This window comes from Aliagarivorans marinus DSM 23064 (assembly GCF_000429485.1).
Lineage (GTDB): Bacteria > Pseudomonadota > Gammaproteobacteria > Enterobacterales > Celerinatantimonadaceae > Aliagarivorans > Aliagarivorans marinus.
Genome location: NZ_AUBY01000019.1, coordinates 36,540 through 61,292, shown reverse-complemented (window position 1 = coordinate 61,292; position 24,753 = coordinate 36,540). Strand labels below are relative to the sequence as shown.

Here is a 24,753-nt window from a genome sequence, read left to right as displayed (position 1 = left end):
AGGCCATTCGCTGTTGGCTTGCCCGTGCTGATTAGCCTACAGGCTTAAGCTAACTGTAAACAACGACTTGGATAGTCGAGCAGAGTCAAAAGGAGCATGACATGGTGGCGAAAACCTTGTTTGAGCGACTGACCCTTCCCGGGGAGCCCATCTCCTTGGTGGACTCGGTTCGGCGCAACATCCAAGCCATCTTCGATTCGCAGCAATTACTGGATGGCGACGCGGCGTCGGCCGCAGTCAGCCAAATGCCTGCCTTGGTGGATCAAAGCATGGAGAACGGCAGCGAGCTGGGCAGCTACCAGCAACGCATTGAGGCGCTGATCTTGCGTTTTGAACCAAGGGTGAGTGGGGTGCGGGTTAAGCGCCTTGATGTGCAGGCGGCAGGCGCCGGGGCTTGCGAGCTGCAACTGCAGTTGCATGAGCTCGAAATCATCGAAGAGTTTCGCTTCTAGTGGCGGGCCATTAAGGGATTGATGCTATGGACCACTTTGACAGCTTTCAGCAGGAACTACAGTTTCTCCGCGATTCAGTGGAGGACTTCGGCCAGGCCTATCCGGCGGTGGCCGCCGAGCTGAAGCTTAGTGCCGGTCGCTCTGCCGATCCGCATGTGGAGCAGCTGCTGCAATCCTTTGCCTATCTCACCGGCAAGCTGCGCGCCGATATGGCCGAGCAGCGTGGCGAGATCCCCAACCAGATGCTGCAAACCCTTTATCCGAGCTTGGTGCGCTCCCAGCCATGTATGACCGTGCTACAAGCCGATGTGGACACCGATGGCACCAACTTTCTCAATGGTTACACCCTGGAGAAGGGCCGCCAGTTTGTGACTCGCGCTCGCTCTAATCACAGCGACAAAGCCTACGATTGCTCGCTGCAGTGTTGCTACAACACCCCGCTGTGGCCGTTTGAGATCAGCTCCCTGAAGATCTTGCCCAAGAACTACTACAGCCAGATCGACCAGCGGCGCGACACCCAGGCGGTGTTGTCGGTGACCATCCAAAGTCGCGGCATGGACAACGTCTACGAGTATCCCCTCGACAGCCTGCGTTTTTACATCAACAACAACAGCCAGCGCCCGGGGCTGTATCAACTGCTCAACGACAAGCTCAGCGCCGTGGCGGTGAAGGTGGGCGACGATATCCGGGTGATTAAGCCGGCGGCGAACACGCCCCTGCTCAACTGGCTAGGCTATGCCCAAGACGAGAGCGTGTTGCCAGATGGCGATGGCAGCCAGCAGGCCTACCGTTTGTTGCAGGAGTACTTCGCCTTTCCCGACAAGTTCTACTTCTTTGAGGTAAGTGGCCTACCGCTCGATGGCTGTGTCGACGAGTTCGAGCTGCTGTTCCTGCTCGATGAGGCGAAAAGTGCCATTCAGGTGGAACGCAACAGCCTGTCGCTCAACTGTTTCCCGGCCATCAACCTCTATCCACGTAGCTTTAAGCCGGTACAACTGACTCAAAACCACCACGAATACCGGCTGATTGCTGACGAGAATCAGTATCTGCTGGCCGAGGTTTACGACATCACCGAGGTGCGCAGCATTGGCTTTGATGGGGTGGCTAAGTCGGTGGAGCCTTGGCTGGGGGTGAAGCGTGATAATAAGGCCCATCAGTACTATGTGACTCGCTTGGGCTCCTTGCTCAAACCCGGCCACAGTGGCTGCGATACGCTGTTATCGCTCTACGACACCCAGTTCAACCCCGGTAATCCGATCGACCAAACCCTCACGGTAAAGGGCTGGTGCAACAACCGCCGTCTGCCGGAGTACCTGCGCATTGGCGATGCCTTAAAGCCAGTGGGGAGTGCGCCAATGATGAGCGCCACGGTGCTGGAGCAGCCAACCCGTTTTAAAGGCGCACGCTTGCAGCCGGGCAATAACGTCAAGCTGCTCTCTCAGCTCAGCCTCAACCACTTCGCCCTTGGCGATGGCCAGAACCGCTTGGCACTGCTTAAGCAGGTGCTGACCCTGTATGCCGACAGCTTTGCCTCCTCCCAGATGCGGCAAATCGAGGGGCTGATGAGCTGGCAAGGCGAGAGTGTGGTGAAGCGGCTAGGGCGGCAAGCCTGGCGCGGCCACTGCCGGGGCACTCGCATCACCATGAAGGTGGATGAACACTACTTTGGCGATGCCAACGCGCTGCTGCTGGGGCAGGTGCTCAGCTATTTCTTGGGTCTGTACACCACCTTGAACCACTTCGTGCAACTGCAGCTTGTTAGTCATCAACGTGAAGGAGTATGGAAGCAATGGCCACCGCGCATTGGCGAACAGGTTTTACTGTAGCTGACCTTTATCAAACTCCTGACGCTGGCTGGTCCTTCTATCAGCTGGTGCGTTTGCTGCTGTCCGAGCAGGCAGCGTTAACCGTTGACGCTTCTGCAACTGAGGCTGACAAGCAAGAGGTGGACAAGCAAGAAGTAGGCGCCGTGGAAGCGCAGCTAGCCGAGCAGCTAGAGCGACGCTTCTTCTTCAAGGCCATCCATCAAGGCGATTTTCCGGCCGGTGAGGTGCGAGCGATTAAGCAGGCGGCCAACGATGACACCGCCGATGAACCTCAGCCTGATAACTACCACATCGCCTGTCTTGGCAACCATATCAGCGGTATCAGCGGCCCTCTGCCGGACGGCCTGAACGAGTGGGTCATTAACGATCTGAAACAGCGCGATGGGGTGTTGCCGCACTTTCTCGACTTGTTTAACCATCGCCTACAAAGCCTGCGTTATCTGTTCCGTAGCCTAAGCGATGCCAGCCTGACTCACCTACCTTGCGAGCAATCCGAACAGGGCCAGATGGCGCTGGCACTGAGCGGTAACCTGTTGGCGCTGCATCGCCAGCTCTATCAGCAATCCGCCGACCGTTTTATCGGCCAGGCCGGAGGCTTGGCCAATCGGCGGATGAGTGTGCCGATGGTGCAGCAGTTGTTTGCCTCGGTGGCGCAATTGCCGCTTAAACGCCTGAGCAACTTTATTGGCCGCTGGCTGGATGTGGAACCAGAAGATCATATTCGCCTCGGTCAGCGCAACAACAGACTAGGAGGCGAGGCGACCCTCGGGCGTCGGGTGTGGGATCAGCAAGCGGCCATCGGCATCGTCCTCGGGCCCTTGCCTGCGGCCAGGCTCAAAGCGCTGCTGCCAGAGGGGGATGAGTACCCGCAACTGCACCAACTGCTGTGCTGGGTGACCGATCGAAAATGCGACTGCCAGATCACCTTGGAGAGCGAGCTGGGCGTGTCTGAGCCCGCCAGCTTGGATAGCCAGCACAATCAGCTGGGCCGACTAAGCCGCTTGGGGCAACGGGAAGGGGCAGAAACTGTCACCTTTATGGTCAAGCTTGCGGGGGCGGCCTTATGAGCTTTTATCAGCGCTCAAACCTGCTGGCTATCACCGTGTTATGCGCAATCACGCTGAGCTTAAGTGGTTGTAGCGTCAAGAAGTACTTAGGCCTTAGCCATGCCAACAACCTTAAGCATATCTCGGTTAGCTGCTCGCAAGACTGCAATAGCCACAGCCCGGTGGAGTATGACCTGGTGTTTGTGTTCGATGCGGGCGCGGCGAGCTCGCTCAGCAGCTTAAGTGGTCCGCAGTGGTTTCGTGACAAGCAATCACTGCAGCTAAGCCTTGGCCCCAAAATCACCACCGTCAGTCACGACATTGTACCGCTCACCTCGGCCACCGAGCTGAGCTTGCCGAAGAAGTCGCGCGATGCCGTCGCTGTACTACTGTTCGCCAACTACCTTGCTGCGCCCGGTCAGGTTGCAGCGGCCTTACAAGGCTACAAGAGCGTAGCCATCAGCTTTGAGGCGAGCAAATACCAGATTAAGGCAGGTGACAAATAATGAAAGACGCATACTGGGAATCACTGCCGCAAGCTATCTGCTGGTCTGAGGGGATGATGCTCTCCCCGCAGCACTTCCAGCAGAACCACCTGTACTGGGAAGGGCAGCTACATGTACTTCGAAAGCTGGGCTCTCCCCACCATTGGGGATTGAGCCATCTGGAGATTGACCATGGCCGCCTGCTGCAAGGCGAGATCGTGGTGAAGCGGGTTAGCGCAGTGCTGCCCGATGGTCTGGTGGTGGACTACCAAGAGCAAGACGACAACCTGCTGCAGCTCGATATCACCGAGCTGGAAGACATTGAGCAGCAGCAACGGATCCGCATCCACCTGGTAGCGCCGATCCGCACCCCCGGCTGCGTGAGCGACAGCGCCACCATTCAACGCTATGAAGCGGTGGATGGGCCGCCGACGGTGGATGATAACACCGGCGAGGGCGAGCTGATCACCCAGCGGCTCAGCCCCAAGCTGGCACTGCAAGCCACCGAGCGGGTGAGCAGCAAGTACGCCAGTATTCCGCTGTTTGAAGTGTGTCAGCCCGATGCGGGCAACTTCTGTCTGGGTGAGTATTACCCCCCCATGCTGCATATGGCAGCGGAGAGCTTTGCCCACGACGACGATGCCTCGGGGGCGCGCAAAAGCCTGCAACAGCGCAGCCGCGAGTTGGCGCTGGCCATTCGCAACAAAGCCCGGCAACTGGCTGGCTATTCCGAACAAAGTGAAGACCGGCTTGGCCACCGTATCGGTGAGCTGCATCGTCGCTGGATACGTGCGCTCGGCCGTCACTTGCCGGAGTTTGAGCTGGCCTGCGATGATTGGCGCACCCATCCTCACACCCTCTATCAGATGTTGGCGCGGATGATGGGCGGCTTTAGCGAATTCGATGCGATTGGCATTCCGCCCAAGCTGCCAGCGTACAACCACAGCGATATGCTGGCGGGCTTCAACGTGGCCCTTGATTACCTGAATAGCCAGTTGGCCACGGTCAACATGCGCTTTACCAGCATCCACTTTGAACACAAGCGCAAGGGCGTGTTTACCCTGCAGTACGACAAAGCCTGGGCTGGCCGGGAGCTGCTGGTGGAGCTATCGGCCTTTGAGGGCGGCAGCAGTGAAGAACTGAGCGAGTGGTTTAAGGCATGTCGGATTGCCTCAGCGCGGATGCACGATTCGCTCTCCAAGCACCGCATGCTCGGCGCCAAGGTCAAACAGGTCACCGTGGATGAGCAGACCGGCATCGCCGCTGGCCCCGGCCGGGTGCTATTCAGCATTCAGTGCGACGAGAAGTTTATCTTGCCGGGTCAGCAGCTGGTGGTGATCTGCACCAGCGGCCAACTTAAGGCCCATCAACCGAAACGAATTACCTTGCATGTGCCGCATGAGGAGAGGGGGGACTATGGCCGAAACGAATAAGCCGCTGGACCTGCTATCCCTGTCGGTGCAGTTCTACGAATTAATTGCCACCCTAAAAACACAGATCCGCCAAGGGGTGTTGGACGATGTTATCCGCCGTGAGATGGCGCTGGATGAAGCGCCCAAACCGGAAGAGATCGCCTATGCCGCTCAGGCGCGCTTGCGCCGCTGGCTCGAGACCACTCGGCAAAGCTATAAAGAGCGCAATACCGCCCGGGAGAACGCCTGGATGAACAGCGCTATCTACACCATGGCAGCCTTGGCCGATGAGCTGATGCTGTTTGAGGTGGAGTGGGTTGGCCAGCCATATTGGCAGGATGTGCTGCTCGAAGAGGCCTTGTTCAAAAGCTGCCGGGCGGGCACCAGCTTATTTGAGCTGATGGATCGGCTGATTGCCGCGCGCAGCCACAACGATACCGAGCGGCAACTGGCCGCGGTCTATCTGTTAGCACTGCGTTTGGGCTTCTCGGGGCGCTACCGCAATGAGCCCGAGGCGCTCAACCATTATCGTCGCCAACTCTACCGCTTGGTGAATATGAGCGAAGACGAGGGCAAGCGGCCGATTTGTGCCGACGCCTACCAGCATCAACTGGTGTCACGCCAGCAGCAACGGATGGCGCCGATCGGCCGCTGGTATCGCAAGGTCGGACTGGCAGCCCTTGGTTACTTGGTGGTGAGCACGCTGATCTGGGGGCTGATTAACTGGCAGCTCAATAGCTGGATTGCCAAACAGATAGCGCTCGCGGGGAGTGGCTTATGAGTAGCCAGCTAAACGACCTTGTCGCGGACCTACTGGATTGGTCCCAACAGTGGATAGCCGCGCCCATCGCTGCATTAGAGCAGCGCCTGTCACCACTGGCGGTGCTAGCCAGCCCCTATTGGAATGACCCGCTGTGGCGAGCGCTGATCTTGATTGTGGGATTAGTGCTGGCAGTGCTGGCACTGTTCTGGCTGGCCAGAGCCGGCTGGTCGGGGATTGTCGGCTTGCTCAAGTTCATCGTGGACTTCGCCAAGCGCTTGCTCGTTCTGCTGTTTGCGCCGCTGAAACGGCTAGCTAGCTGGCTGAGCCAGCGCTTCGCTGTACACAAACGTTATGCGCGCCAACGCTTAATGCTGCGCCGCAGAATGCGCCGCATTACAGGCGTCTTAAAGTACCTAAGCACCAGTCGAGAGTGGCGCTACAGTACGCCGTGGTACCTGCTGCTGGGCGAAGAGGGGGCCGAACCCGAGTCCTTGCTGGCGGGTATTCGCCTCGGTAAGCGAGCTGCTTTACTGCACAAAGAAAAAGCGCTCAAGGCGGCTGGCAGCAAATGGCACTTCTTCGACAATGGCGTGGTGATCCGCTGCAGTGACGCGGTGCTACAAGAAGGGGCGCAAGGCAGCTGCGCCATGCCCAAGCTTAGCCGCCTGTTGGAGCTTATCCACCGCTATCGGCCGGAGCGCCCCTTAGATGGCCTGGTGGTGGCGCTGTCGGCCCAGTCGCTGCTGGAAGCCAAAGACATCTATGCCCGCCAGGCGCTGAGTGAGCGGCTGTTTAAGCAGCTCTGGCTGGTGCAAAAGAAAAGTAATTTTGTGCTGCCGGTATATCTGGTGGTAACCCGCTGTGAGGCGGTGCCCGGCTTTGAAGCCTACTGGCAGGCGCAGGGCGAGCAGCATCTGCGCGAGATGATCGGCTGGTCGAATCCGCTGCAGTTGGAGAGTGCATTTGATGCCGACTGGGTAGACCACGCCTTTGAACAGGTGGTGGAAGGGCTGCAGCAGGCACAGTTGGATGTGGCCGCATCGAATCGCGAGATTGCCGATATCGACAGCTTTATGCTGTTCCATCGCTATTTTCAAAGCTTACGCGCTCCACTTAAAGAGGTGGTCGACGGCGCCTTTAGTCGCAGCCGCTTTCAGGCGCCACTGCCGCTGCGAGGCATCTACTTCTGTGGCGGGCTTGAGCAGCGGGTCGCGTTCTGTGACCAACTGTTTAATAAGAAAATCTTTGCTGAAGTGAATCTGGCGACGCCGCTGGAGCGGCGGCTGCTCTCCTCGGAAAAGGTGCTGCAGCGTTTTCAGCTCTCCACCATCGGGCTGGGTGCGTTACTGGTGGTGTGGCTGTGCATCGACAGCATGCGCATGGTCGGCTACAACCAAGACTTTGAGCGGGTGGTGGGGCAGGTACTTAGCGAACCCAGTGACGACCTTGATAATTGCCAGCCGCTTGGGCAAAACAGCTATCGCTTGCTAGCGCATTTGGGCGAAATTGGCCGCAACCCCGATTACTGGTCGATGCCCGCCGCCTGGTTCGATACCCAGATGTACCGCAATCAGGAGTTTGTTGGTAATGAGTTGCTTGCTAAGCGACTGTTTACCAGCTTGGAGTGCCGAATCCGGGATAAGGCTGACGAGCTAAACGATGAGCGAAACCCTGTTGCTCCTCATAATTTCTCCGCAGACTTGGATACCCATACTCTTAGCGACCAGCTGTTTAGCTTCGCCAATATGTTGGCCAAATTCCATACCGGTGTAGACGAGCTGACCTATCTGGCTGGCCCTTTGGGGGACGACCTACATGTTGAGTCTAGGTTGAGTAACTTGTTGGACTATCTGTATCAGGTGCCAGTGCCCGATGCCTCCCGACCAAGCACTCCGTTGGTTACCGGCGGTGTGCAGGTGATGAAATATGACGTGCACTGGCAGGGAGCGAAGCATCACCTTACCCATGAGCGCGGGGATTTACAGCACTTGACCAAACACGCGGAAATGCTGCGTGATGCCTTTATTCGCGACGTTAGCCCCGATATCGTTAACGGTCTAAGCATGGCGGGGGATAGCGCGTCGCAAACCCTGCTGGCCAAGTTGGATCGATTGGGTGATTGGCTGACAACCACTAATCTACAGTGGACCGTCCCCTACAGCGCCAGTCCGTGTGGTAAAGCCAGCAAGCGTTTGGATCGCGACATTAACGCCTTGCGCCGCTCTGGCGATCACTCCAGCGAAGCCTTGGACCACGTTGCTAATTTGTTTAGCGAGTCGCAATGTTACACCAAGGTTCAGGATCAGCTACTGAAGTTTTCCTTGCCTAAGTATGGCCTGGCCTACGTGCGCGACAGTCAGTTGCTGGTACTCAACGAGGACTTGGTCCCGCTGCTGCTGCAAATCGAGGCCTTGGAGCAACTTAGCTTTGCTCAGCAGCGGGTGGATGCCATGAAGGCGCTGCCAAACAGCGAGGTGTATAGTTGGCGATTCGGCAATTTGGCCGAAGCGATTCAAGCGATTCGCGAGTATCAGCAGTTTACCGCCAGCTATTGGAAGGATGGCTTGCCGTTCTATGAGCAGGCACTTAAGCAGCAGCTTAGCAACGTGGTTAGCGCCGAGCTAAACAAAGCGATGTCACGTTATCCAGCCGAGGTTGCCGCGGGGGCAACGGTGGATGTAGAGGCGCAGTTGGCGGCAAGCGTCGATAACTTCGCCAACGTGCAACAAGCGCTGTTCACCCTCGATCAACTGCTGGCTCAATTGGGAGATAGCCGCAACCGGATCTGGCTCAAGCAATCGGCGCGTAACTTCGCCCGCAACTTGCTGGAGCAGACCGATGCTTTGGTCAAAGCCGACAAGCTGTATGTGCCGCAGAAGAACCCGGATTGGCAGCAGCTTAACTTTGCCCAAGCCCTGTTTGGCCGGCAAACCGATCGGCAGTTGGATCAGTACGCCATTGCCCAGCGCCAGCGCTTGAGCTTTTTGGCGCAAGCCTACGCCCAACCGCTGGTGGATTACTTGCTCAACAGCGGCGGTGTCGAGCAGCTCGGTGGCAGCTCACAGCGCTGGCTGGCCACCCTGAATGTGCTTAGCGCCTACCAGCGCAAACAGACCGATAACGACTTGAGCCTGCTAGAGTCGCTAATTACCGCCGAGCTGCCGCAAATGTCGATGATCCAATGCGAGGGGCTGGATAAGCGCTCAGTGGGCGGCAGCTGGTTTGGCGAGAAGATGCAGCGCATCGACCTGCAGGTATGGGCGCACTGCAAAAAATCCACTCAGGCGCGCGCCATTGACAGCTTCCTGGCCATGGCTAGGCGCTTTGATAGCGAGCTTGCCGGGCTCTATCCCTTCTCTGATATCAGCCAAGCGGGCAAGAATGACCTGCCGCTTAACCGTGCTATTCGTTTCTTTGAAGACCCGGCTAACGACCCCAAATTGCTGACGGCCCAGCTCGATGCCATGGCCAAGGCGTATCCGGCCAAGATCCCCGGCGGCTGGAAGAACTTCCTCAATCAGCTGGACCTGTTTAAACAATGGCTCGACAGCGGTATCAACAAGCAGCACAGCGCGTGGGCAGGGGAGTTGCTGGTGGAGTTTAACTCGCAGGCAGGCGGCGGTAAGGGAAGCGATCAGATCGTGCGCTGGGAGCTAACCAGTAACCAACAGCTTATCGGCTCGCCCAACAATGGCGAACAGCTACAGTGGCAGGTGGGCGATCCATTGGCGCTGCAGCTGACCTGGGCGGAAAGCTCGGCCTACCAACCCTACACCCAAGCGCCAGTGCCCTATGCGGTGTTTGTACCCAACCAACCCAGCGTGCGCTTTGAAGCCGCTGGAGCATGGGGCGTGTTCGAGTGGCTCAGCCGCTACGGCAGCGGCCGGATCGCCGGGCAAAGCGCCACCGGCGATAGCCAGAACCTGGTGTTCCATGTGCCGGTGTCGTTTAAAAGCGAGCAACCGCAAGCACAGAAGATTGCCTACGTAAGCCAGCCGGGCGTGGCCTTGTCGGGGCAAGTAGTGGATGGCAGCGGCGCACGTAAGGCGATCAGCTGGCCCATCAACCTGCCGACTCAGGCACCGGGCTTTAGTGATGACTAATACCAATCTGGATAAGTTAATGATCAGGTATTGCGCAGGGAAAATCATTGAGGACAAGGAGGCGCTTGCCGTAACTAGTGGACTAATTACAAAAGCGTTGACGCGGTCATCAATGATTTTAACCAGCAAGAGTTATCAGTTACTTATTTAGATTGGTATAAGGACAACAGTATGCGATTACCCAACGATAACCAGCCGGTAGATGATTATATCCAGCATCACTTTGGTGTGCCGCTAGAGCGCTTGATTGCGCCAGTGGGAGACAATCAGGTGGGCGAGTCGGTGCGCCACAATGGGGTGTACTTCAATATCAAGAATGCCCGCAAAGCCGATGATCCCAGCCTGCCGTTGGGGGTGTGGAGCCACGAGCTAAAAGTGGCCGACTGGCACGAAGTGCAGAAGATTGCCCTCGATGCCCTGAGTGAAAAATGTAAGGACCTGCAGTTAGGGGTATGGCTGCTGGAGTCGAACATTCACCTGCATGGCTATGCCGGTATCGCGCCGGCGATGATGTTGATTCTGCAGCTATGTGAGAAGTACTGGGACAGCATGCACCCGCAGATGGAAGATGGCGATCTGGAGTATCGCACCAACCCCATCAACTGGATCAATGAGAAGCTCACCCTACAGCTGCGACTGGTAAAAATCACCGACACCCTGCTCGATGGCGAGGAGTACTGCTGGGATGAGTGGGAAAACGCGCTGCGCTATCAGCTGCTGCAGTCGCAAAACAAGTTCAGCGGCGAATGGGACGGCCCAACCCCACGGCTGTTCAAGCAGCGTTTAGCGGCAACTGCGCCCGCGTGGCTACAAGCCCTTCACCAAGACCTCGATGATGCCAAGCGCGCCATCGATGCCCTGCAGCAGTGGTTTGATAACACCTGCGAGCAAGATAGCCCCAGCCTCAACGACCTGCGCAAGTTGGTCAATAACGTCAACGAGATGATCTGCAGCGAGCTGCAACGCCGTGGCGTTGCTCTGGCTGGTAAAAACGACAGTAGTGATGCGCCAAGCGATGACCAGCCCGACGGTGAAGCGCCGCCATCGTCAGCGGGCGGCGGGGGAGGAGGCCCTAGTAATGGCGAGCTACGTGACCGCGCCGATGCCTTTGTGCTACTGCGCCGCGCCGCCGAGTTTTTGATGGAAGACGATCCCCACAGCCCAGTGCCGTACTTGGTCTACACCGCCTGCAGCTGGGGTGAGATGAGCGCGCCCGATCTCTATCAGCAGCTGTTTCTGCAGCAGGGCGGGCAGCTGAATATCTTTGAGGTGATGGGCTTGGAAGTGGGTAATGAGTAGAGACTATTTTTGTGGTTTCGTGCGATCGAAATCGAAGTTATCTAAATGGACTGGTAGGTAAGGAGAAGATATGCCGACAGGCGAACATCGGGCGGCTTTAGACTTTCTGAAGGTCAAAAACAATGGACGCGCCAGAAGGAATTCAATTAGTCAGGCAGATACTATTCACAATGCAACTCTGAGAAATCGTGAATCAGAGCCGTTGGGTTTCACTTCTAGTGATTTAGAGCAAATGAGACGAAAGCGGGGGGACATAAGCGCCACACATTTACTTAGCTTTTTGCATCCTTCTCAGCAGAAAACATGGCATCCCAACTTTGGAGGAGGAAGGCATCAAATCCGGACTGGCAGAAACTTCGAAGTTCCTGATAGTGAGCACCCTGGGCAGCACTTTACTGTAAGAATTCACACTAACGACAATACGATCCTCGACAAGACTAGAAACGCCCACAGCAATGCAGTGGTACGAATTCAAAGAAGTCAGGATGGCCGCTTTCTTATGGGGGGGCGCTCTCATGCTCACTTGAACGGACATGATGCATGGAGTGGCCGAGGAGCTACTGAAGATGAGATAAATGCGGCGCATATTCCAAGCTTTGTGGGGCGCAGACGTTAGAGCCCGAAATCAGTCTCGAATAGGTAATTGTAACGTATTGTAAGGAGACAACTGTGGACGAAAAGACAAGGAAACGTCAGCTAGTCGCTGGCCAGCAAGGAAAGTCGGGCGGCGGCCTCTACAGCCATGTTAAGCAACATTTGCGAAGTGTTTCCGCTCAGCCGAAGCCCCCCGCTCCTGAGCCTTCGATTCTCAAGCAAATGCGTGATGCCAAATCGAAGCTCAAACCCGTAGAGAAATTTCAGCAGCGCTATATCGTGTCACCGCACAACGATGTAGGTAACTTGTTCGCTAACACGGTCGGAATGAGTGCCTTTGGCATCGAACAAGGCATGAAAGCCATTCGGCCTGTCTTCAAAGACCAGAAACAGCGTGAGGCCTTCGCCACCCAGGTAAATACAGCGCTGAGCACCGAAAAAGACCAACACCGATTGGCGGCGTTAAACCAGTTGAAGACCTGGTCTTCGGTTGACAGCGCGATGACCGACTTTAGCAGCATCAACAAAAAGCGCGGCGCGCCCATTGTCTACACCCAAGGACATGGAGAATACGGTGACACCAATATCTACAGCAATACTAACGAAGTGGCCTCTGCGAATAAGGTAGGGCAGATGCTACATACCATGGGCCTTCCTGAGAACAGTGAGGTGCGTGCCAACTCCTGTTTCAGTGGCACGCAGCATAAGCTAAACGAGACGATGCCGGACATCTACCAACACTTTAAACAGCAAACCATGGAATTTCACCACGCAGGTAACTGGAGTCAAACCTTTGCGGGCGCCCTGCAAACTAAGCTGCGCTCGTTCTTCGGCCGCAAAAACCGCGTTGCTGGATACATGGGGCCCACCGGGCAAGGTTCTGAGCCGGTCAAGAAAATTGTTATGGGTGGCAGTGTGCAAAAACGCCAGGGCGTTGCTACCGATATCGGTCACGACCCGCACCTACGTGCCCAAATGCGTCGCCGGGATCCTTCTTACAAGGAATAGGGATTTGAGCGGGTGTCGAGTACTACACTTTCTTTTAGAAAGACTATTGCAAGAAAATAGTAAGGAAACATTATGACAGGTCGAAGAAATTATGGTCGGCAGAAGGGCCTTTTTCAGAGTGGCGGTGGTGGAGATCAAGGGGACCATATTTTAGCCCATTGCTTGGTACGGCGAGCAATCTCGACAGAATTGCATAGTCGCTTAGGTCAAGGGCAGTCCCTGAGAGAGGCGGCAGAAGGGGTTGCAAATTTGTTAAGGGCAATGCCGGGGCACAGTGGTCGTAATCGATGTGAACGTCGACTTCAAGCTGCTACGCGAGCTTTACCTAGCCGGCGAGGATTGCGACTAGGACCGAGAGCGGAGAGGAAATTTAAGTTTCTACAAGCAGCAGAAGCATTTGAACAACAAAACCCAATAAGCGCCGTTCGTTTTGGCGGTGTTGGTCATGGAGAAGGTCATAGGCTAAACAGCTTAAAACGCCAAGAAGACAGGCTCAATAATGGACAGAATATTGACCGCCAGAAGGCTGAGCGCAACCTGAGGGGCTTACTGGATGTTGGTGCTTATGATAGTGGGGTAGCTGCACAGGAGGAAGCAAATAGACATGGTGATAGTAATGACGCTCACTATCCGGGGTTTCGCGCTTTACCAAATGGAGAAGCTGATCATACGACCATGCGAGATGAACTGGCTGAACGAGGGGGCCGGCTTGTATACATGGCCTTCCCCAGAGTCGCTGAAGCTTTAGGTAACCCTAGTGATGTATTCAGGAAGCACCTGAATCATGGCGGAGATATGGATACTGATCCTGATTACGACCCTGTAAATAATTCTGTGTAACTGCCAGAGTTAAACGAGTTTTCACTGTCTGAAACATTCATACACGAATGGAAGCATCTACAAAATGCACTTTTATCTGCCTCGGCGAAGCCTTCGCTTGTAGTTTTTTCTATGAGACAATATCGAGACATCCATATGAGAATAATTGGTCTTTCTCCCGACTTGGCTTTCACTTGCCGTTCGTTCAAGCCTTAGCAATCGAACGACTGGGTGAAAAATTACCCGCGCGCTGTGGCTTTACAATTTTTTCTTAATAAATCAATCGGTTAAAACTGGCATTCAACCTGCTATAACCCTGTACAGGCTCGCTTTGAGCGAGTAATTGAATAGGGTGGAACAGGACTTCCTATGGCGTTAACCGACGTTACCATTGCCAGTGAACGGCGGCTTACCCGGCCTTTGCAGCTGCGGGTGGATGGGATCTCTGCGCTTAATGCCATGACCGATGATTTCCTGCGCTTGTCTTCGTTGCAGGGGCAGGAGGGGATCTCCCAACCGTTTCAGTTTACCCTCGAGTTGCGCGCCGACGATGTTGAGCAGCTGGATCGCACCCAGGTAGAGCAGCTGGCCAGTTTTGATACCGCCGATGTGGTTGGTCTATGGGCCAGTGTGCGCCTATCTCGCCCTTGGAGTAGCGACCGTTTCGCCCATAGCCCCGATGATGATCTGCCGAGTTGGGAAGAGTCGACCCCCTCGCGTTTCTTCCAAGGGGTGGTGACCAGTATGACCTTGCAAGCGCCGGGCAGTTATCAAATGGTGCTGGGCTCGCCGCTACACTTTCTTACCCTGCGCAATCGCTACCATATCTACCACGGCATGGACGTGCAGGCGCTGTTTAGCAAGCTGCTGCAGCGGGAGACGCAATCAGGCCGGCTCACCCTCGAGTTTCGCTTCGATAGCAGCCTCACGGTAAGCCGGGTGCAAGATTGGCTGCAAGCGGGCGAGACCGATATGGCTTTCCTGCAGCGGGTTGCTGGCCACGCAGCGGTGCATTTTTACTTTATCCACAAGGCCAGCGGCCTCACGCTGGTGTTTTCCAATCGCCCCACCGCCTTGCAGGAAGTGGATATTCCCAATTGCAACAGCCAGCCGCTGACCTTGCGCTACAGCTACTCCAGCGCGGAGAAGCTTGGCCTGCAGCAAGACGACCTGCTGTGCGATATGGGTTATCAGGTGAAGCTGGTGACCGAGTCAGTGGATGCGGTATTGACCCGCGAGCAGGCGCAGTGGGAAGAGAACGATGTGGCGGGCTTTACCAGCTACAACGGCGACCCGGAAGAACAACAGAGCCCTCAGTACCTGCGTCATCATCGCTATGCCTATGGCACCAATCGCAGCGAGGCGGAGGGGCAGCTTAAAAAGCTCAAACAGGAGATTGCCACCGACCAAGAAACGCTCACAGGCTCGGCCACCTCGCCGCTGCTGAGTCCCGGTTATACCTTCCAGCTCAGCCAGCCGAGCGCTGCCAGCAGCAACGTTTCACGGCTGATGCGCCAGCAATTCAGCGGCAAGACCTTTGTGGTGACCAGCATTCAGCACAAGGCTAGCGACGATAAGCCATACAGCGGCCAGCTACAGGCCACTGAGGTGAACGTTGAAACCGACAGCAATAACGGCACCTTGCTCACCCCGTTCTCCATGGACAGCACCCAGCAAGGTAGCGTGCTCGCCAAGGTGATTGAAACCGCAGTGCCGCGCGGTTGGCGCTATCGCGAGAAGAACAACTATCAGGTGGAGCAGTCGCAAAACACCTTCGATGGCAGCGATGAAAAGGAGAAGGGCTGTCTGGTGCAGTTTGCCACCGCGCTCGATAGCAGCGAGCAGTTTTGGGTGCGTTTGAGCTCCAGCAGCACCTCGGCGCCGGAAGTGGGGGCGATGGTGATGGTGTCGCGGGCACAGAACGATAGCGAGCTGCCGGAGCTGAATGTGGTGGCGTCTCACGGCTCCAAGACCGTCCAGCCGCCGGATCGGCGTAACCAGTCGTGGACTGCCAATACCAGCTGGGGCTCCAGCTATTCCTGTAGTTATGGCGATGGCATCAGCCTGCGCTATGGCTACAGCTCGGCGGTTAACTTCGAACAAGAAAAGGCGGTGGTGGAGCGCGCCTATGACCAGCCGGATATGCTCGGCCACAGCTATGATAACGCCAGCTTTTCCCGTGGCGGTGGCTATAGCATCTCAGTCAGCAACCAAGACGCCGCCGGGGTCAGCGGAGCCAGCGTATCGGCGGGTAGCAGCTACAACGAAAGCCATGCCCTAATCAGTTACGGCTACAGCGATACCGGCACCTCTCAGAGCTATTCCAAGGTAGGCAAATCGGTCAGTCGCTCGGTGGTGGGCGAGTACGACGGCACGGTGGACTTAGCCAACCCCAGCTTTATCGATGGTAAGGTGCCAGAGCAGAGCATTATCGATATCGCCGACAGCTTAAGTGAGGGCGACAGCTACAGCGAGCACCATGCCAAAGGTCGCAGCATCTCACTAAGTGGGCAGGGCACCTCGCCACCGAGCTTTGGCGGCAGCAGCGCCATCGTCTATTCCGACAGTGCGGTGAGCGGTGACACGGTCAATAAATCCACCCACCTTGGTAACGCCAGCAACACCAGCACCCATATTGGCAACAGCGATGCCATCAGTACCACCATCGGCAACAGCGACAACATCAATACCACCATCGGCAATAGCGCGGCGATCTCGACCCAGATTGGCAATACCGTGGGGCTGAACACCTTTATGGGCACCCGCACCGATATCTCGACCACCTTGGCGGCGGTGAACAATCTGTCGACCTTCTTGGGGATGACTAACCATATCGATACCTACCTGGGGATGAAGAACACCATCTCCACCCAGCTGGCGGCCACCAATACCATCAACACCAGCATCTCATCGAGCAATACCGTCGATACCAGCATTGGTGCCAGCAATAGCGTGAGTACCCATATCAGCACCAGCAACGACGTGGCAACCAAGATCTCGGCCAGTAACTCGGTGGCAACCAATATCGGCGCATCCAACAGCGTGACCACCAATATTAGTGCCAGCAATAACGTGTCGACCACCATCGGCGCGTTTAACAACACCGAGACTTTTATCGGCGCTAAAAACTCTACCTCGACCGCGCTGTCTGCCACCGTGGATAGCAATATTCGGATGGGCAGCAGCATCTCCTCATCAGTGTCGATGGCAGCTGATATCAGCTCGTCCACCTTTATGGGGGCGAAGATCGACAGCTCTACCTTCTTGGGCGTGAACGCGTCGTTTTCGACGACGGCAGGTATCACTATTCGCAGCGAGACGGACACGTCGGTACATATTGATATGAAGACTGCACCTGTGTCTCTTAAACCGACCAAGCCATCGGTGGAGATAGAAATCGACTCCGGCCCGCAAATCAACATGCTGGTAATGCAGATAAACCTATGAGCATGCAACTACTCAAACCCCGCAGCCTGGGGCTTATCACCCGACCTTATCGCTTTGGCCCCTCTGGCGCTGATCAATGGCAGATGGCGATTGGCGCGCTAAGCTTTTTTGCGCTTGGGGAGCGCCGCAAGCTGCTGCTGGAGAACAAACTGTGGCCGCTTATTAATGAGGCCTTGGGTAAAAGCCAAGTGCTGGATATGGGCTTCGCTAAGCCTTGCGGCGAGGTGCTGGTGGCTGGAAGCGCCTATGCTCCATTAAGCAAACCGACTAGCGAGAGCGAAGTAGGGCTGCGCTTTGGCGAGGTGGATAAAATCCTCAAGGTGGTCGGCGATCGTTGGCGGCGCCAAGGGTGGCTAAAACGGGTGAGTGCCCCTCAGCTCTTCACCAAGATACCGCTAAGTTATCAGCGCGCCTACGGTGGCCCCAGCGTGGCCAATAACCCGCTTGGTGCGGGCGGAAAGGGCAGTCAGTTGGAGCGCGTAGATGCGCTGGGCGGCGATAAAGCTATTGCATTGGCGAACTTCTTTTATCCGGGCGAAAAGTTTGGGCTCGGCAAACGGCCTAAAGCACCGGCGGGGCTGGGGCAGTTGGATATCACCTGGCCGCAACGCAGCCAGTATCAAGGCACCTACGATGAGCGCTGGCTGAAAACCCGCCATCCGGGCTTTCCTGAAGATGCCGATCTTAGGCTGTTCTTAGCGGCAGCGGAGGATCAGCGCCTTGCCAGCTATATCGCGCCAGGCACCCGCTACCAGCTGAGCGGTCTGCACCCTGAGCTGGCCCAGATAAACGGCACATTGCCAAATCTGCGGGTGCGCATCGTGGTGCGCCAGCAGATAGCGGGCGAGCTGCACTACTTTGAGGTCGACAATCATATTGACACCGTCTGGCTGTTCCCCGACCAGCTGTTTGGCGTGGCCATCCACCGTGGTGTGGTGCCCATCAGCGATGTTGACGGGCTGGATATCAAGCAGCTGCTACTGGCCTGCGAAAGCGCCGATGATATCCCGCGGCCGATGGCCCACTACGCCCAGCAACTGGCCGAGCGCGCCGATCCCAGCTCTGCGATTAACAGCCTGCTAAATGAAGCGCCACTGCTGCCAGAGAAAAGTCCAGAACAACAAGCGCGCCGCCGCCAACTATTGGCAAAGGCCAAACAGCAACAACAGCAGCGCATCAAGGCGCAAACCCAAGCGTTGCAAACTGAGCACTCAGCCTTGGGCAACGCAGAGCTTGGCAAGGATGTTGATGATGACTTGGTGATCCCGCCTGAGCTTATCGAGGAGTTCGATTTTGATTTAAGCCCGGTGATGGCCAAGGTGGCGGAAGTGAGCAAAAAGGCGCTGGCTAAAGCGCCTGCGCAGCCGCTAAAACGCACGACAAGCCCGCAAACTGCTACCAGCTGCATCAGCGATGACGAGCTGATCAAACGAGCGATGCAAGCTACTAATCCTGCGCCTTCTACAAACCAGCAATCCTTGGCGCAGGCTGAGCAATTGCAAACTCAGTCGCATATTTCTCTGCGGCAACTAACCCCGCAGCTAACTCAAGATTACCTGCCTCTACCCGAGCGGCAGGCTATATTGCTGCGCCAGCTTGTCGAGCAATGGCTAGCTGAAGGGGAGAGTATCGCCGGGCGAGATCTGGCGGGGGCCGATCTCAGTGGTCTGGATTTCTCCGGGCAAGATTGTCGGGGCGTGATGCTGGAGGGGGCGAACCTCAGTGGCTGCGCTTTTGCGGGCAGTCAGCTGGCTGATGCGGTGTTAACCGGCAGTCAGGTGGATAACGTTGACTTTGCTGGCGCCATGCTAAACAGCGCCAACCTCTCACTGCTCACAGGGCGAGACTGCAGCTTTACGCATGCCACGATGGATAACACTCAGCTGCTGGAGGCGAATCTTAGTGCTCCGGATTTTAGCCACGCCACGCTGACCAAGGTGAATGCCACTCGGGCCAGCTTGCAGGGTGCGGTGTTCAACAGTGCAATGGTGAGCGATAGCCAGTTTGTGCAAAGCGACCTTGGTGCGTCGTGCTGGCACAGCGCCAAGGTTGAGGCGCTGGTGATGTATGAAGCGGATTGCCGCGCTAGTGATTGGCGGGAAGCATCACTTAAGCGCTGTGTGCTAGTCGGCGCGCAGTGTAGCCAGAGCCGCTGGCAAGGCAGTACCGCTGAGCTGGTGCAGTTTGGCCCAGGTGGGCACTGGGACGAGGTTGATCTTCGCGAGGTTCGCTGGTCGAAGTGCGGCCTACGCGAGCTAACCTTGGTGAATTGCCCGGCCAGTGGCGCGCTGTTTGTCGAATGCGATTTTTGCGCCAGCCAGTGGCGGCAATCGACACTACGTGGCTCCTCCTTCCATCGCAGCCTGATGGGCGACAGCCAACTGGCCGAGCTGGATTGGCGGGACAGCCTGCTGCATCAAACCAACCTGCGCAAAACTCAAGCCCAACAGGTGGACTGGCGTGACTGCGAGCTGCGCGAGGTCGACACCGATCACGGCAGCTTTATCCAGTGCCGGGTAACCGGGCTAAGCCAAACTCCACCACCGAAGCACGCCATTCCTCACCAACAGGCAGGACACCATGCATCCTGAGCAACTACAAGACTATGCCGCCACCGGTAAGCCGGTGATGAACGCCAATTTTAGTGGCCAGCGCTGGCGACAGGTCGCCATAGCAGGGCTGACCTTTATCGAGTGCGATTTCAGCAATATGACGCTGGACGAGTGCCAATGGCAGCGCTGTGTGTTTATTCGCTGTCAGTTTGCCAAGACCCAGTTCAACAAACTCCGCTGGAACCAAAGCAACCTGCTGCAAAGCACGGCCGAAGACACCCAGTGGCACGGCGAGTGCCATGGTGCCACCTTCGCTGAGAGCGATCTAAGCGGGGCGAGCTTTGATAGCTTAAGCCTTGAGGCAACCACCTTCAGCGACTGTAAGTTCGACAAGATCAGCGCGACCAACTGCAGCTTTAAGACCACCGCGCTAAATCAACTGAGCTTCGAGGGCGCGCAGTTCGATAGCTGCATGTTTAGTAATGTTGCCTGGCTCAAGGCCAATCTCACTAAAACCACGTTAAGCCAATGTCAGCTTAATCAGGTATTGCTGTTAGAGGCCGACCTTAGTGGCTTGGATCTATCCGCAATGCCCTTGCAAAACTGCACCTGCTCCGAGAGCAAGCTGGTGGGCACCAAGCTGGCAGGTGCGCAATTGCAAGGCTCCAACTTCTCCAAATGTAAGATTGAGAAGGCCGATTTCACAGGCGCTCAGCTGCAGCGGGCCTTGTTTATCGAAGCCACTATCAAACAAAGCCAGTTCGGCAAGGCGGTGATGCAAGCCTGTAACTTTCAGCAAGCCCAGATTGATGAGGTCGATTTCACAGAATGTATGCTCAAAGAAGGCTGGTTTAAGCAGGCATCGCTTAAGCAGTGCAAGCTCAACGGCTGTGACCTCAGTTACGTGAATTTTGCCCACGCTAGCTTGAACGAGTGCCAGCTAAAAGGCGTTACGCTCAATCGCACTAACATCCACCAGATGACGCTCAACAACAGCGATTGGCCGAATACCAGTGGCGATGCGGTGTTGGATACCGACCCGGATCTTAGCCAAATTGAAGAGAAACTCAGCCAGTTAGGAGTCGTCCTATGAAGCCTTATATCGCCTATGACCACGCTCGTGAGTGCCCTCAAGAGCAAATTGCTGAATCTGCGATATCGCCGGGCCAGTCATCCGGTGCTCAGCAGCCTGTCGCTTATTGTACTGGCGTCATCACTGCGCTGCCGGATGATGGCAGCGCTAACTATCTTATCGACCAGCATGTTCACGCCGAGCTGGCACTCAGCGCCTTGGTAGAGCCGCAGCTCGGCGATCGGGTGGCCTATCTTGGCGATGAAAGCGGCTGCTTTGTGCTGCACATCCTCAAGCGAAAAAGCCCGCAAACCCTGCAGCTACGCAGCGCGACGCCGATTGCCGTGCATGCCCCCGAGTTAACGCTGAGCGCCGATAAGCAGCTGGATTTGGTATCGCTAAACCGCTTCTCGCTCACTGGTCAACATGGGGTGGTATCGGTAAGTGGCACCTTGGTCAGCTGCGCCGAGCATATGGTCAAGCAGGTCAATCAGTTGATGGTGACCGCAAAAGGTCTGCTGCGCCTGTCCGGCCGCCAGCAGGTAATTACCGCAGAGCAAGACGTTCGCATCGATGGCGAACGCATCAATATGGGGTGAGCCATGTTTGCCAATACGCAAATGACCGCTATCAATCTGGCCTTTCCCGATGTGTGTAAAACCTTAGTTGGCGTGGCCACGGTGCCACTGCCTTACCCGAATATCGCCACCACCAGCATGGCGGTGCCAACGGTGTATAACCAGTACACCGAAGCGATGCCTGACCACAACCTGTTAACCACGGTGGTGCTTAGCAATGGCGATGAAGCGGGCCTGCTGTTGGGACTGGTATCGAACCTGATTATGGGCTCGTGCATGCATATTCTGGGGAGCTTTAAGGTGTTCAAATCGGTGATGCCCGCCACCAAGATGCTGTCGATAACCGGGCAGAATGGGCCGCTGGCCAATATTCCTGGAGTGACGCTTAGCCCCTGTCAGGTGAAGGTGATGATCTTAAGTTAGCCCATCAGTTAAAAGCGGAGAACCCGGTTGCATGATTAGGCTGGGAGCCGTTTTGCTTATCTTTGTCTTGGCTGTTCGGGCCACCGTGGGAGGTGGTTATACCCATTGATGAGCCGATGCTCGCTTCAATCTTGGTACTAAAGCTATCAACGCCCACGCCAGTGCGCATTTTAGTGCCCGGCGAGGTGTCGCTACGACTCACCACTAGCGGGCTCACGCCACTGAAATAGCCGCGGGTTTGCGGGTTTAACTGATGGAACATAATGGTGGAGTCACGCCGAGAGAAGTTGCCGCCACTCACTGTCGGCGCTGGGCGACGCGGGCTGACCGAAGGCAGTCCTAACTCTTCGAGGGTGCGCATGCGCAGATCGGTGTGCGCCACACGCGGGCCTTCGCCATAGGCGTTAGCCAACTGGTAGTGACTGGTCGCGCTTTTGTCTTTGACCACCCTAACTAACTGTCGATATCCGCGTTGAGGCGGCGGTACATGAACTGGCATCAGCTACCTTGCTCCTGCGTGTTGGGGGATGCCTGCGACTTGGATGACGCAGACTGCTTTGATGATGCGCCATCGGCAGGCCAAACCACCAAGTTCGTGGCTGCAATGCCCTTGGTGGCCAACTGCGATTGCGCACTCTGCGCCTGCTCCATATCAGGATAAGGGCCGAGCAGCAGGGTGTACCAAAGGTGGGCGTTTTGCTCAGTGGCAAAGATGCTGGGCACCGATGGCAGCGAGAGTTGCTGGGCGGTGGTGGTTGCTTGTTGAAGGTCGGGATAAAGCCCAAGCTGCACAGCGAACTGGCTATCCGCCAATGTCTGGCTGGTTAGCTGTAAGCTGGTCGCAGGCAGCGGCGCCTTAAGGGTTGATTGCACCAAGCTATAGGCTGACTTTTCACTAGGTGTATGTGGCGGCAACAGCGCTGCCGCCGCAAGTGTTAGGCCTGTAAGGATTGCAATTAGCGCCAGCAGAGATTTGGGCATGCTCATCATCAGTAACAAGGAGATACTGTCAATCTAGCAACTATTACTGTGTTTGCAATCAGTAAAGGCTTCCCGTACTCACTACGGGAGTATTAACGAGTAAAAAGTAGGAGGTTCAACACTCCACTAGAGTACTTAAAACTCTTTAGGCGCAAACCCAGTCACTTTATCAACGCCCATTTCACGTCCCAGCGCCGTCATTGGGTGAACCACAACTAACCCTCGGACTGACTTTTTCAGCTTACCCATATCGGCTTGCTCTTTCTTGGTGAGTGGGCGGTTAAAGGCAAGGTTGCGGATCGCTTCAGACTTCTTGCTGTTAACTTTCTTTTGCTGGCCTTTAACGCTGGCTAGTTGCTTTTCCAGAGCGGTGATTTGCTTGTTGAACTGGTCGATAATCGGGTCGTCGCCACGTTGAATCGCAGCGGCCAGTTTACGGCGTGATTGCTCCAGTTTGTTGTTGATGTCCTGGACTTCTTTTTTAAGGTTCATATTTTCTCTCTTTACCGTGCTGGCGCGCGCAGATGGGCAGGTAGGCCGGTGAACGAATAGCTAAAGTGCGCGGAGTATAGCACCCAGCGCCTTGTGATGGGGGAAATCCTGATCTTGGCTATGCTTAGGTCTCCAGCTCTGCTCGGTGAATTGCCATGCCCCATTCAGATAAAGACAAAGTGAGAGAACTGCTAATCGTCACGCGCTTTGGCGTGTCGGCTGCTGAGATGCCGATGATTATCGAGGTTGAGCAGGATAAGGCGCTGGCCGTTATCGATGAGCTAAGGCGTGAAGGCGAAGATATCCAAAGTTTGGGCGAGGGCGAAAACCCGGCAGAACTGGTGCTGTATTCCATTGGGCAGATAGAGCCTTAAACACGAACTGACTTACCCAACAACTCACTCATAGGAGGAGGCACCATGCCTGCAACAAACAGTGTGCGTAAGTTTGATGTGATGCTTGAAGAGAACGACTTTGACAAGGTTATTTTGGCAGAAGGGGATTCGTGGTTTGCCTACCCCGGGCTGTGGGGCGGGGTGGGAACCCGCTCAAATGTGATTAACGTGCTGGCAGAGAACGATGATTTTCTGCTGTTTAATACCTCGTCTAACGGCGATGAGGCGGTGGCGATGGTCTCTGGCGAGGCCAAGCTGAGCCTGATGAAACGGCTGTCGCGTCAGCACTTCGATGTATTGCTGTTCTCCGGTGGTGGCAACGACATCGTCGGTAAGTTCGACTTCGACTTTATTCTCAAGGAGCGTAGCTCGGGCGAGAACTGGCAAGACTGCTTGGAGCACCATCGGATTGAGCTGAAGTTAACCCAAATCGAGCTGGCCTATGAGCTGCTGGCGCTGATGGTCGCGCAATACTCACGTAACCCGGAAACGCAGATTGTTACCCACACCTACGATATCTGTCCGCCATCGCCAGTGGGCTTTAAGCTGTTTCGGGCGGTTGAGGTGATGGAGTCGTGGGTATGGCCGCATATGAAGGCCAAAGGCTTTGACGATGAGGATGAGCAAAAGGCGGTGATCACACATCTGCTCACTGAGTTTAAAAAGCGTGTGCAGCATGTGGCGAGTCGTCACGACAACCTAACCGTGGTGGATACCCATGGCACGGTGGCCGACGATGAGTGGCTCAACGAGATCCACCCTAATCCGGCGGGATTTCGTAAGGTGGCACGTAAGATAGAGGCGGCGATCCGCGCGCTCTAATCTAAGGGAGAACTAAAACAGCTACGCCCAAAAGCACCCGCCAATCGTAGTTTCCGAGCTTAGCTTTCGAGCATAGCTTTCGAACATAGTTTCCGAGCACTGCACTTGATACCCGAACAAGCATATTGAGCTTGTTCGGGTATACTAACAAGCCTCTGAATGTTATGGTTTTTTAACAAAGGGT

The 24,753-nt window shown here is 55.9% G+C and carries 21 protein-coding genes; 18 read left to right on the top strand and 3 right to left on the bottom strand.

Going from position 1 to position 24,753, the window contains the following annotated elements:
- Window positions 1-101 precede the first annotated feature (101 nt).
- The 16 genes from G461_RS0109090 to G461_RS0109015 all read left to right on the top strand — a co-directional run bounded on the left by G461_RS0109090 (window position 102) and on the right by G461_RS0109015 (window position 21,879).
- Entirely contained in the window at window positions 102-452 is a 351-nt protein-coding gene (locus G461_RS0109090) for a GPW/gp25 family protein (RefSeq protein ID WP_026971606.1), read from the top strand.
- A 26-nt stretch (window positions 453-478) separates the two neighbouring features.
- A complete protein-coding gene (gene tssF / locus G461_RS0109085) occupies window positions 479-2,278 on the top strand; it encodes a type VI secretion system baseplate subunit TssF (RefSeq protein WP_026971605.1) in 1,800 nt (599 codons plus the stop codon).
- On the top strand, window positions 2,242-3,345 hold the full coding sequence (gene tssG, locus G461_RS0109080; protein ID WP_026971604.1) for a type VI secretion system baseplate subunit TssG: 1,104 nt from the start codon (window positions 2,242-2,244) through the stop codon (window positions 3,343-3,345). The genes tssF and tssG overlap by 37 nt, the downstream gene beginning before the upstream one ends.
- Window positions 3,342-3,830 carry a hypothetical protein gene (locus G461_RS25475; RefSeq protein WP_051333466.1) on the top strand — a complete coding sequence of 163 codons (489 nt, stop codon included), beginning with the start codon at window positions 3,342-3,344 and terminating at the stop codon, window positions 3,828-3,830. The genes tssG and G461_RS25475 overlap by 4 nt, the downstream gene beginning before the upstream one ends.
- The gene (gene tssK, locus G461_RS0109070; protein WP_026971603.1) at window positions 3,830-5,242 is read left to right on the top strand and encodes a type VI secretion system baseplate subunit TssK; all 1,413 of its coding nucleotides are present in this window, start codon (window positions 3,830-3,832) and stop codon (window positions 5,240-5,242) included. Before G461_RS25475 ends, tssK begins: the two co-directional genes overlap by 1 nt.
- On the top strand, window positions 5,226-6,002 hold the full coding sequence (locus G461_RS25470) for a DotU family type IV/VI secretion system protein (RefSeq protein WP_051333465.1): 777 nt from the start codon (window positions 5,226-5,228) through the stop codon (window positions 6,000-6,002). Before tssK ends, G461_RS25470 begins: the two co-directional genes overlap by 17 nt.
- The gene (locus tag G461_RS0109060; protein ID WP_026971602.1) at window positions 5,999-10,087 is read left to right on the top strand and encodes a type VI secretion protein IcmF/TssM N-terminal domain-containing protein; all 4,089 of its coding nucleotides are present in this window, start codon (window positions 5,999-6,001) and stop codon (window positions 10,085-10,087) included. Before G461_RS25470 ends, G461_RS0109060 begins: the two co-directional genes overlap by 4 nt.
- Window positions 10,088-10,258: 171 nt before the next feature.
- Complete coding sequence (gene tssA, locus G461_RS0109055; RefSeq protein WP_026971601.1) at window positions 10,259-11,386, top strand: type VI secretion system protein TssA; 1,128 nt, start codon at window positions 10,259-10,261, stop codon at window positions 11,384-11,386.
- A 70-nt stretch (window positions 11,387-11,456) separates the two neighbouring features.
- Window positions 11,457-12,002 (top strand): hypothetical protein, encoded by a 546-nt coding sequence (locus G461_RS0109050; protein ID WP_026971600.1) that lies wholly within the window; start codon window positions 11,457-11,459, stop codon window positions 12,000-12,002.
- Window positions 12,003-12,055: 53 nt separating this feature from the next.
- Entirely contained in the window at window positions 12,056-12,988 is a 933-nt protein-coding gene (locus G461_RS0109045) for a hypothetical protein (RefSeq protein ID WP_157360269.1), read from the top strand.
- A gap of 72 nt (window positions 12,989-13,060) precedes the next feature.
- Window positions 13,061-13,828 carry a hypothetical protein gene (locus G461_RS0109040; RefSeq protein WP_026971598.1) on the top strand — a complete coding sequence of 256 codons (768 nt, stop codon included), beginning with the start codon at window positions 13,061-13,063 and terminating at the stop codon, window positions 13,826-13,828.
- Window positions 13,829-14,176: 348 nt separating this feature from the next.
- Window positions 14,177-17,254 carry a contractile injection system protein, VgrG/Pvc8 family gene (locus tag G461_RS0109035; RefSeq protein WP_026971597.1) on the top strand — a complete coding sequence of 1,026 codons (3,078 nt, stop codon included), beginning with the start codon at window positions 14,177-14,179 and terminating at the stop codon, window positions 17,252-17,254.
- A complete protein-coding gene (locus G461_RS0109030) occupies window positions 17,251-19,845 on the top strand; it encodes a DUF2169 family type VI secretion system accessory protein (protein ID WP_026971596.1) in 2,595 nt (864 codons plus the stop codon). Before G461_RS0109035 ends, G461_RS0109030 begins: the two co-directional genes overlap by 4 nt.
- On the top strand, window positions 19,835-20,899 hold the full coding sequence (locus G461_RS0109025; RefSeq protein ID WP_026971595.1) for a pentapeptide repeat-containing protein: 1,065 nt from the start codon (window positions 19,835-19,837) through the stop codon (window positions 20,897-20,899). Before G461_RS0109030 ends, G461_RS0109025 begins: the two co-directional genes overlap by 11 nt.
- Window positions 20,896-21,477: a DUF3540 domain-containing protein gene (locus tag G461_RS0109020; RefSeq protein WP_026971594.1), complete on the top strand. Its 582-nt coding sequence runs from the start codon at window positions 20,896-20,898 to the stop codon at window positions 21,475-21,477. Before G461_RS0109025 ends, G461_RS0109020 begins: the two co-directional genes overlap by 4 nt.
- Before the next feature lie 3 nt (window positions 21,478-21,480).
- On the top strand, window positions 21,481-21,879 hold the full coding sequence (locus G461_RS0109015; RefSeq protein ID WP_026971593.1) for a DUF4150 domain-containing protein: 399 nt from the start codon (window positions 21,481-21,483) through the stop codon (window positions 21,877-21,879).
- A gap of 4 nt (window positions 21,880-21,883) precedes the next feature.
- Here G461_RS0109015 and G461_RS0109010 read toward each other — a convergent pair whose 3' ends face one another.
- The 3 genes from G461_RS0109010 to G461_RS0109000 all read right to left on the bottom strand — a co-directional run bounded on the left by G461_RS0109010 (window position 21,884) and on the right by G461_RS0109000 (window position 23,352).
- Entirely contained in the window at window positions 21,884-22,378 is a 495-nt protein-coding gene (locus G461_RS0109010; RefSeq protein ID WP_026971592.1) for a hypothetical protein, read from the bottom strand.
- The gene (locus G461_RS0109005) at window positions 22,378-22,860 is read right to left on the bottom strand and encodes an SPOR domain-containing protein (protein WP_026971591.1); all 483 of its coding nucleotides are present in this window, start codon (window positions 22,858-22,860) and stop codon (window positions 22,378-22,380) included. The genes G461_RS0109010 and G461_RS0109005 overlap by 1 nt, the downstream gene beginning before the upstream one ends.
- A gap of 135 nt (window positions 22,861-22,995) precedes the next feature.
- The gene (locus G461_RS0109000) at window positions 22,996-23,352 is read right to left on the bottom strand and encodes a YibL family ribosome-associated protein (RefSeq protein ID WP_026971590.1); all 357 of its coding nucleotides are present in this window, start codon (window positions 23,350-23,352) and stop codon (window positions 22,996-22,998) included.
- 155 nt (window positions 23,353-23,507) lie between these two features.
- Between G461_RS0109000 and G461_RS0108995 the strand changes: the two genes are divergently transcribed.
- Complete coding sequence (locus G461_RS0108995) at window positions 23,508-23,726, top strand: hypothetical protein (RefSeq protein WP_026971589.1); 219 nt, start codon at window positions 23,508-23,510, stop codon at window positions 23,724-23,726.
- Between the two features lie 45 nt (window positions 23,727-23,771).
- Window positions 23,772-24,569 (top strand): SGNH/GDSL hydrolase family protein, encoded by a 798-nt coding sequence (locus G461_RS0108990; RefSeq protein ID WP_026971588.1) that lies wholly within the window; start codon window positions 23,772-23,774, stop codon window positions 24,567-24,569.
- Window positions 24,570-24,753: the final 184 nt, after the last annotated feature.

Excerpts from the sequence above, each read along its gene's own strand:
- G461_RS0109010 (WP_026971592.1), bottom strand. The coding sequence starts at position 22,378 with ATGCCAGTTCATGTACCGCCGCCTCAACGCGGATATCGACAGTTAGTT.
- G461_RS0109020 (WP_026971594.1), top strand. The coding sequence starts at position 20,896 with ATGAAGCCTTATATCGCCTATGACCACGCTCGTGAGTGCCCTCAAGAG.
- tssK (WP_026971603.1), top strand. The coding sequence starts at position 3,830 with ATGAAAGACGCATACTGGGAATCACTGCCGCAAGCTATCTGCTGGTCT.
- tssF (WP_026971605.1), top strand. The coding sequence starts at position 479 with ATGGACCACTTTGACAGCTTTCAGCAGGAACTACAGTTTCTCCGCGAT.
- G461_RS0109060 (WP_026971602.1), top strand. The coding sequence starts at position 5,999 with ATGAGTAGCCAGCTAAACGACCTTGTCGCGGACCTACTGGATTGGTCC.
- tssG (WP_026971604.1), top strand. The coding sequence starts at position 2,242 with ATGGCCACCGCGCATTGGCGAACAGGTTTTACTGTAGCTGACCTTTAT.
- G461_RS0109025 (WP_026971595.1), top strand. The coding sequence starts at position 19,835 with ATGCATCCTGAGCAACTACAAGACTATGCCGCCACCGGTAAGCCGGTG.
- G461_RS0109030 (WP_026971596.1), top strand. The coding sequence starts at position 17,251 with ATGAGCATGCAACTACTCAAACCCCGCAGCCTGGGGCTTATCACCCGA.
- G461_RS25475 (WP_051333466.1), top strand. The coding sequence starts at position 3,342 with ATGAGCTTTTATCAGCGCTCAAACCTGCTGGCTATCACCGTGTTATGC.
- G461_RS25470 (WP_051333465.1), top strand. The coding sequence starts at position 5,226 with ATGGCCGAAACGAATAAGCCGCTGGACCTGCTATCCCTGTCGGTGCAG.
- G461_RS0109090 (WP_026971606.1), top strand. The coding sequence starts at position 102 with ATGGTGGCGAAAACCTTGTTTGAGCGACTGACCCTTCCCGGGGAGCCC.
- G461_RS0108990 (WP_026971588.1), top strand. The coding sequence starts at position 23,772 with ATGCCTGCAACAAACAGTGTGCGTAAGTTTGATGTGATGCTTGAAGAG.
- G461_RS0109040 (WP_026971598.1), top strand. The coding sequence starts at position 13,061 with ATGACAGGTCGAAGAAATTATGGTCGGCAGAAGGGCCTTTTTCAGAGT.
- G461_RS0109035 (WP_026971597.1), top strand. The coding sequence starts at position 14,177 with ATGGCGTTAACCGACGTTACCATTGCCAGTGAACGGCGGCTTACCCGG.
- tssA (WP_026971601.1), top strand. The coding sequence starts at position 10,259 with ATGCGATTACCCAACGATAACCAGCCGGTAGATGATTATATCCAGCAT.
- G461_RS0109000 (WP_026971590.1), bottom strand. The coding sequence starts at position 23,352 with ATGAACCTTAAAAAAGAAGTCCAGGACATCAACAACAAACTGGAGCAA.
- G461_RS0108995 (WP_026971589.1), top strand. The coding sequence starts at position 23,508 with ATGCCCCATTCAGATAAAGACAAAGTGAGAGAACTGCTAATCGTCACG.
- G461_RS0109005 (WP_026971591.1), bottom strand. The coding sequence starts at position 22,860 with ATGCCCAAATCTCTGCTGGCGCTAATTGCAATCCTTACAGGCCTAACA.
- G461_RS0109050 (WP_026971600.1), top strand. The coding sequence starts at position 11,457 with ATGCCGACAGGCGAACATCGGGCGGCTTTAGACTTTCTGAAGGTCAAA.
- G461_RS0109015 (WP_026971593.1), top strand. The coding sequence starts at position 21,481 with ATGTTTGCCAATACGCAAATGACCGCTATCAATCTGGCCTTTCCCGAT.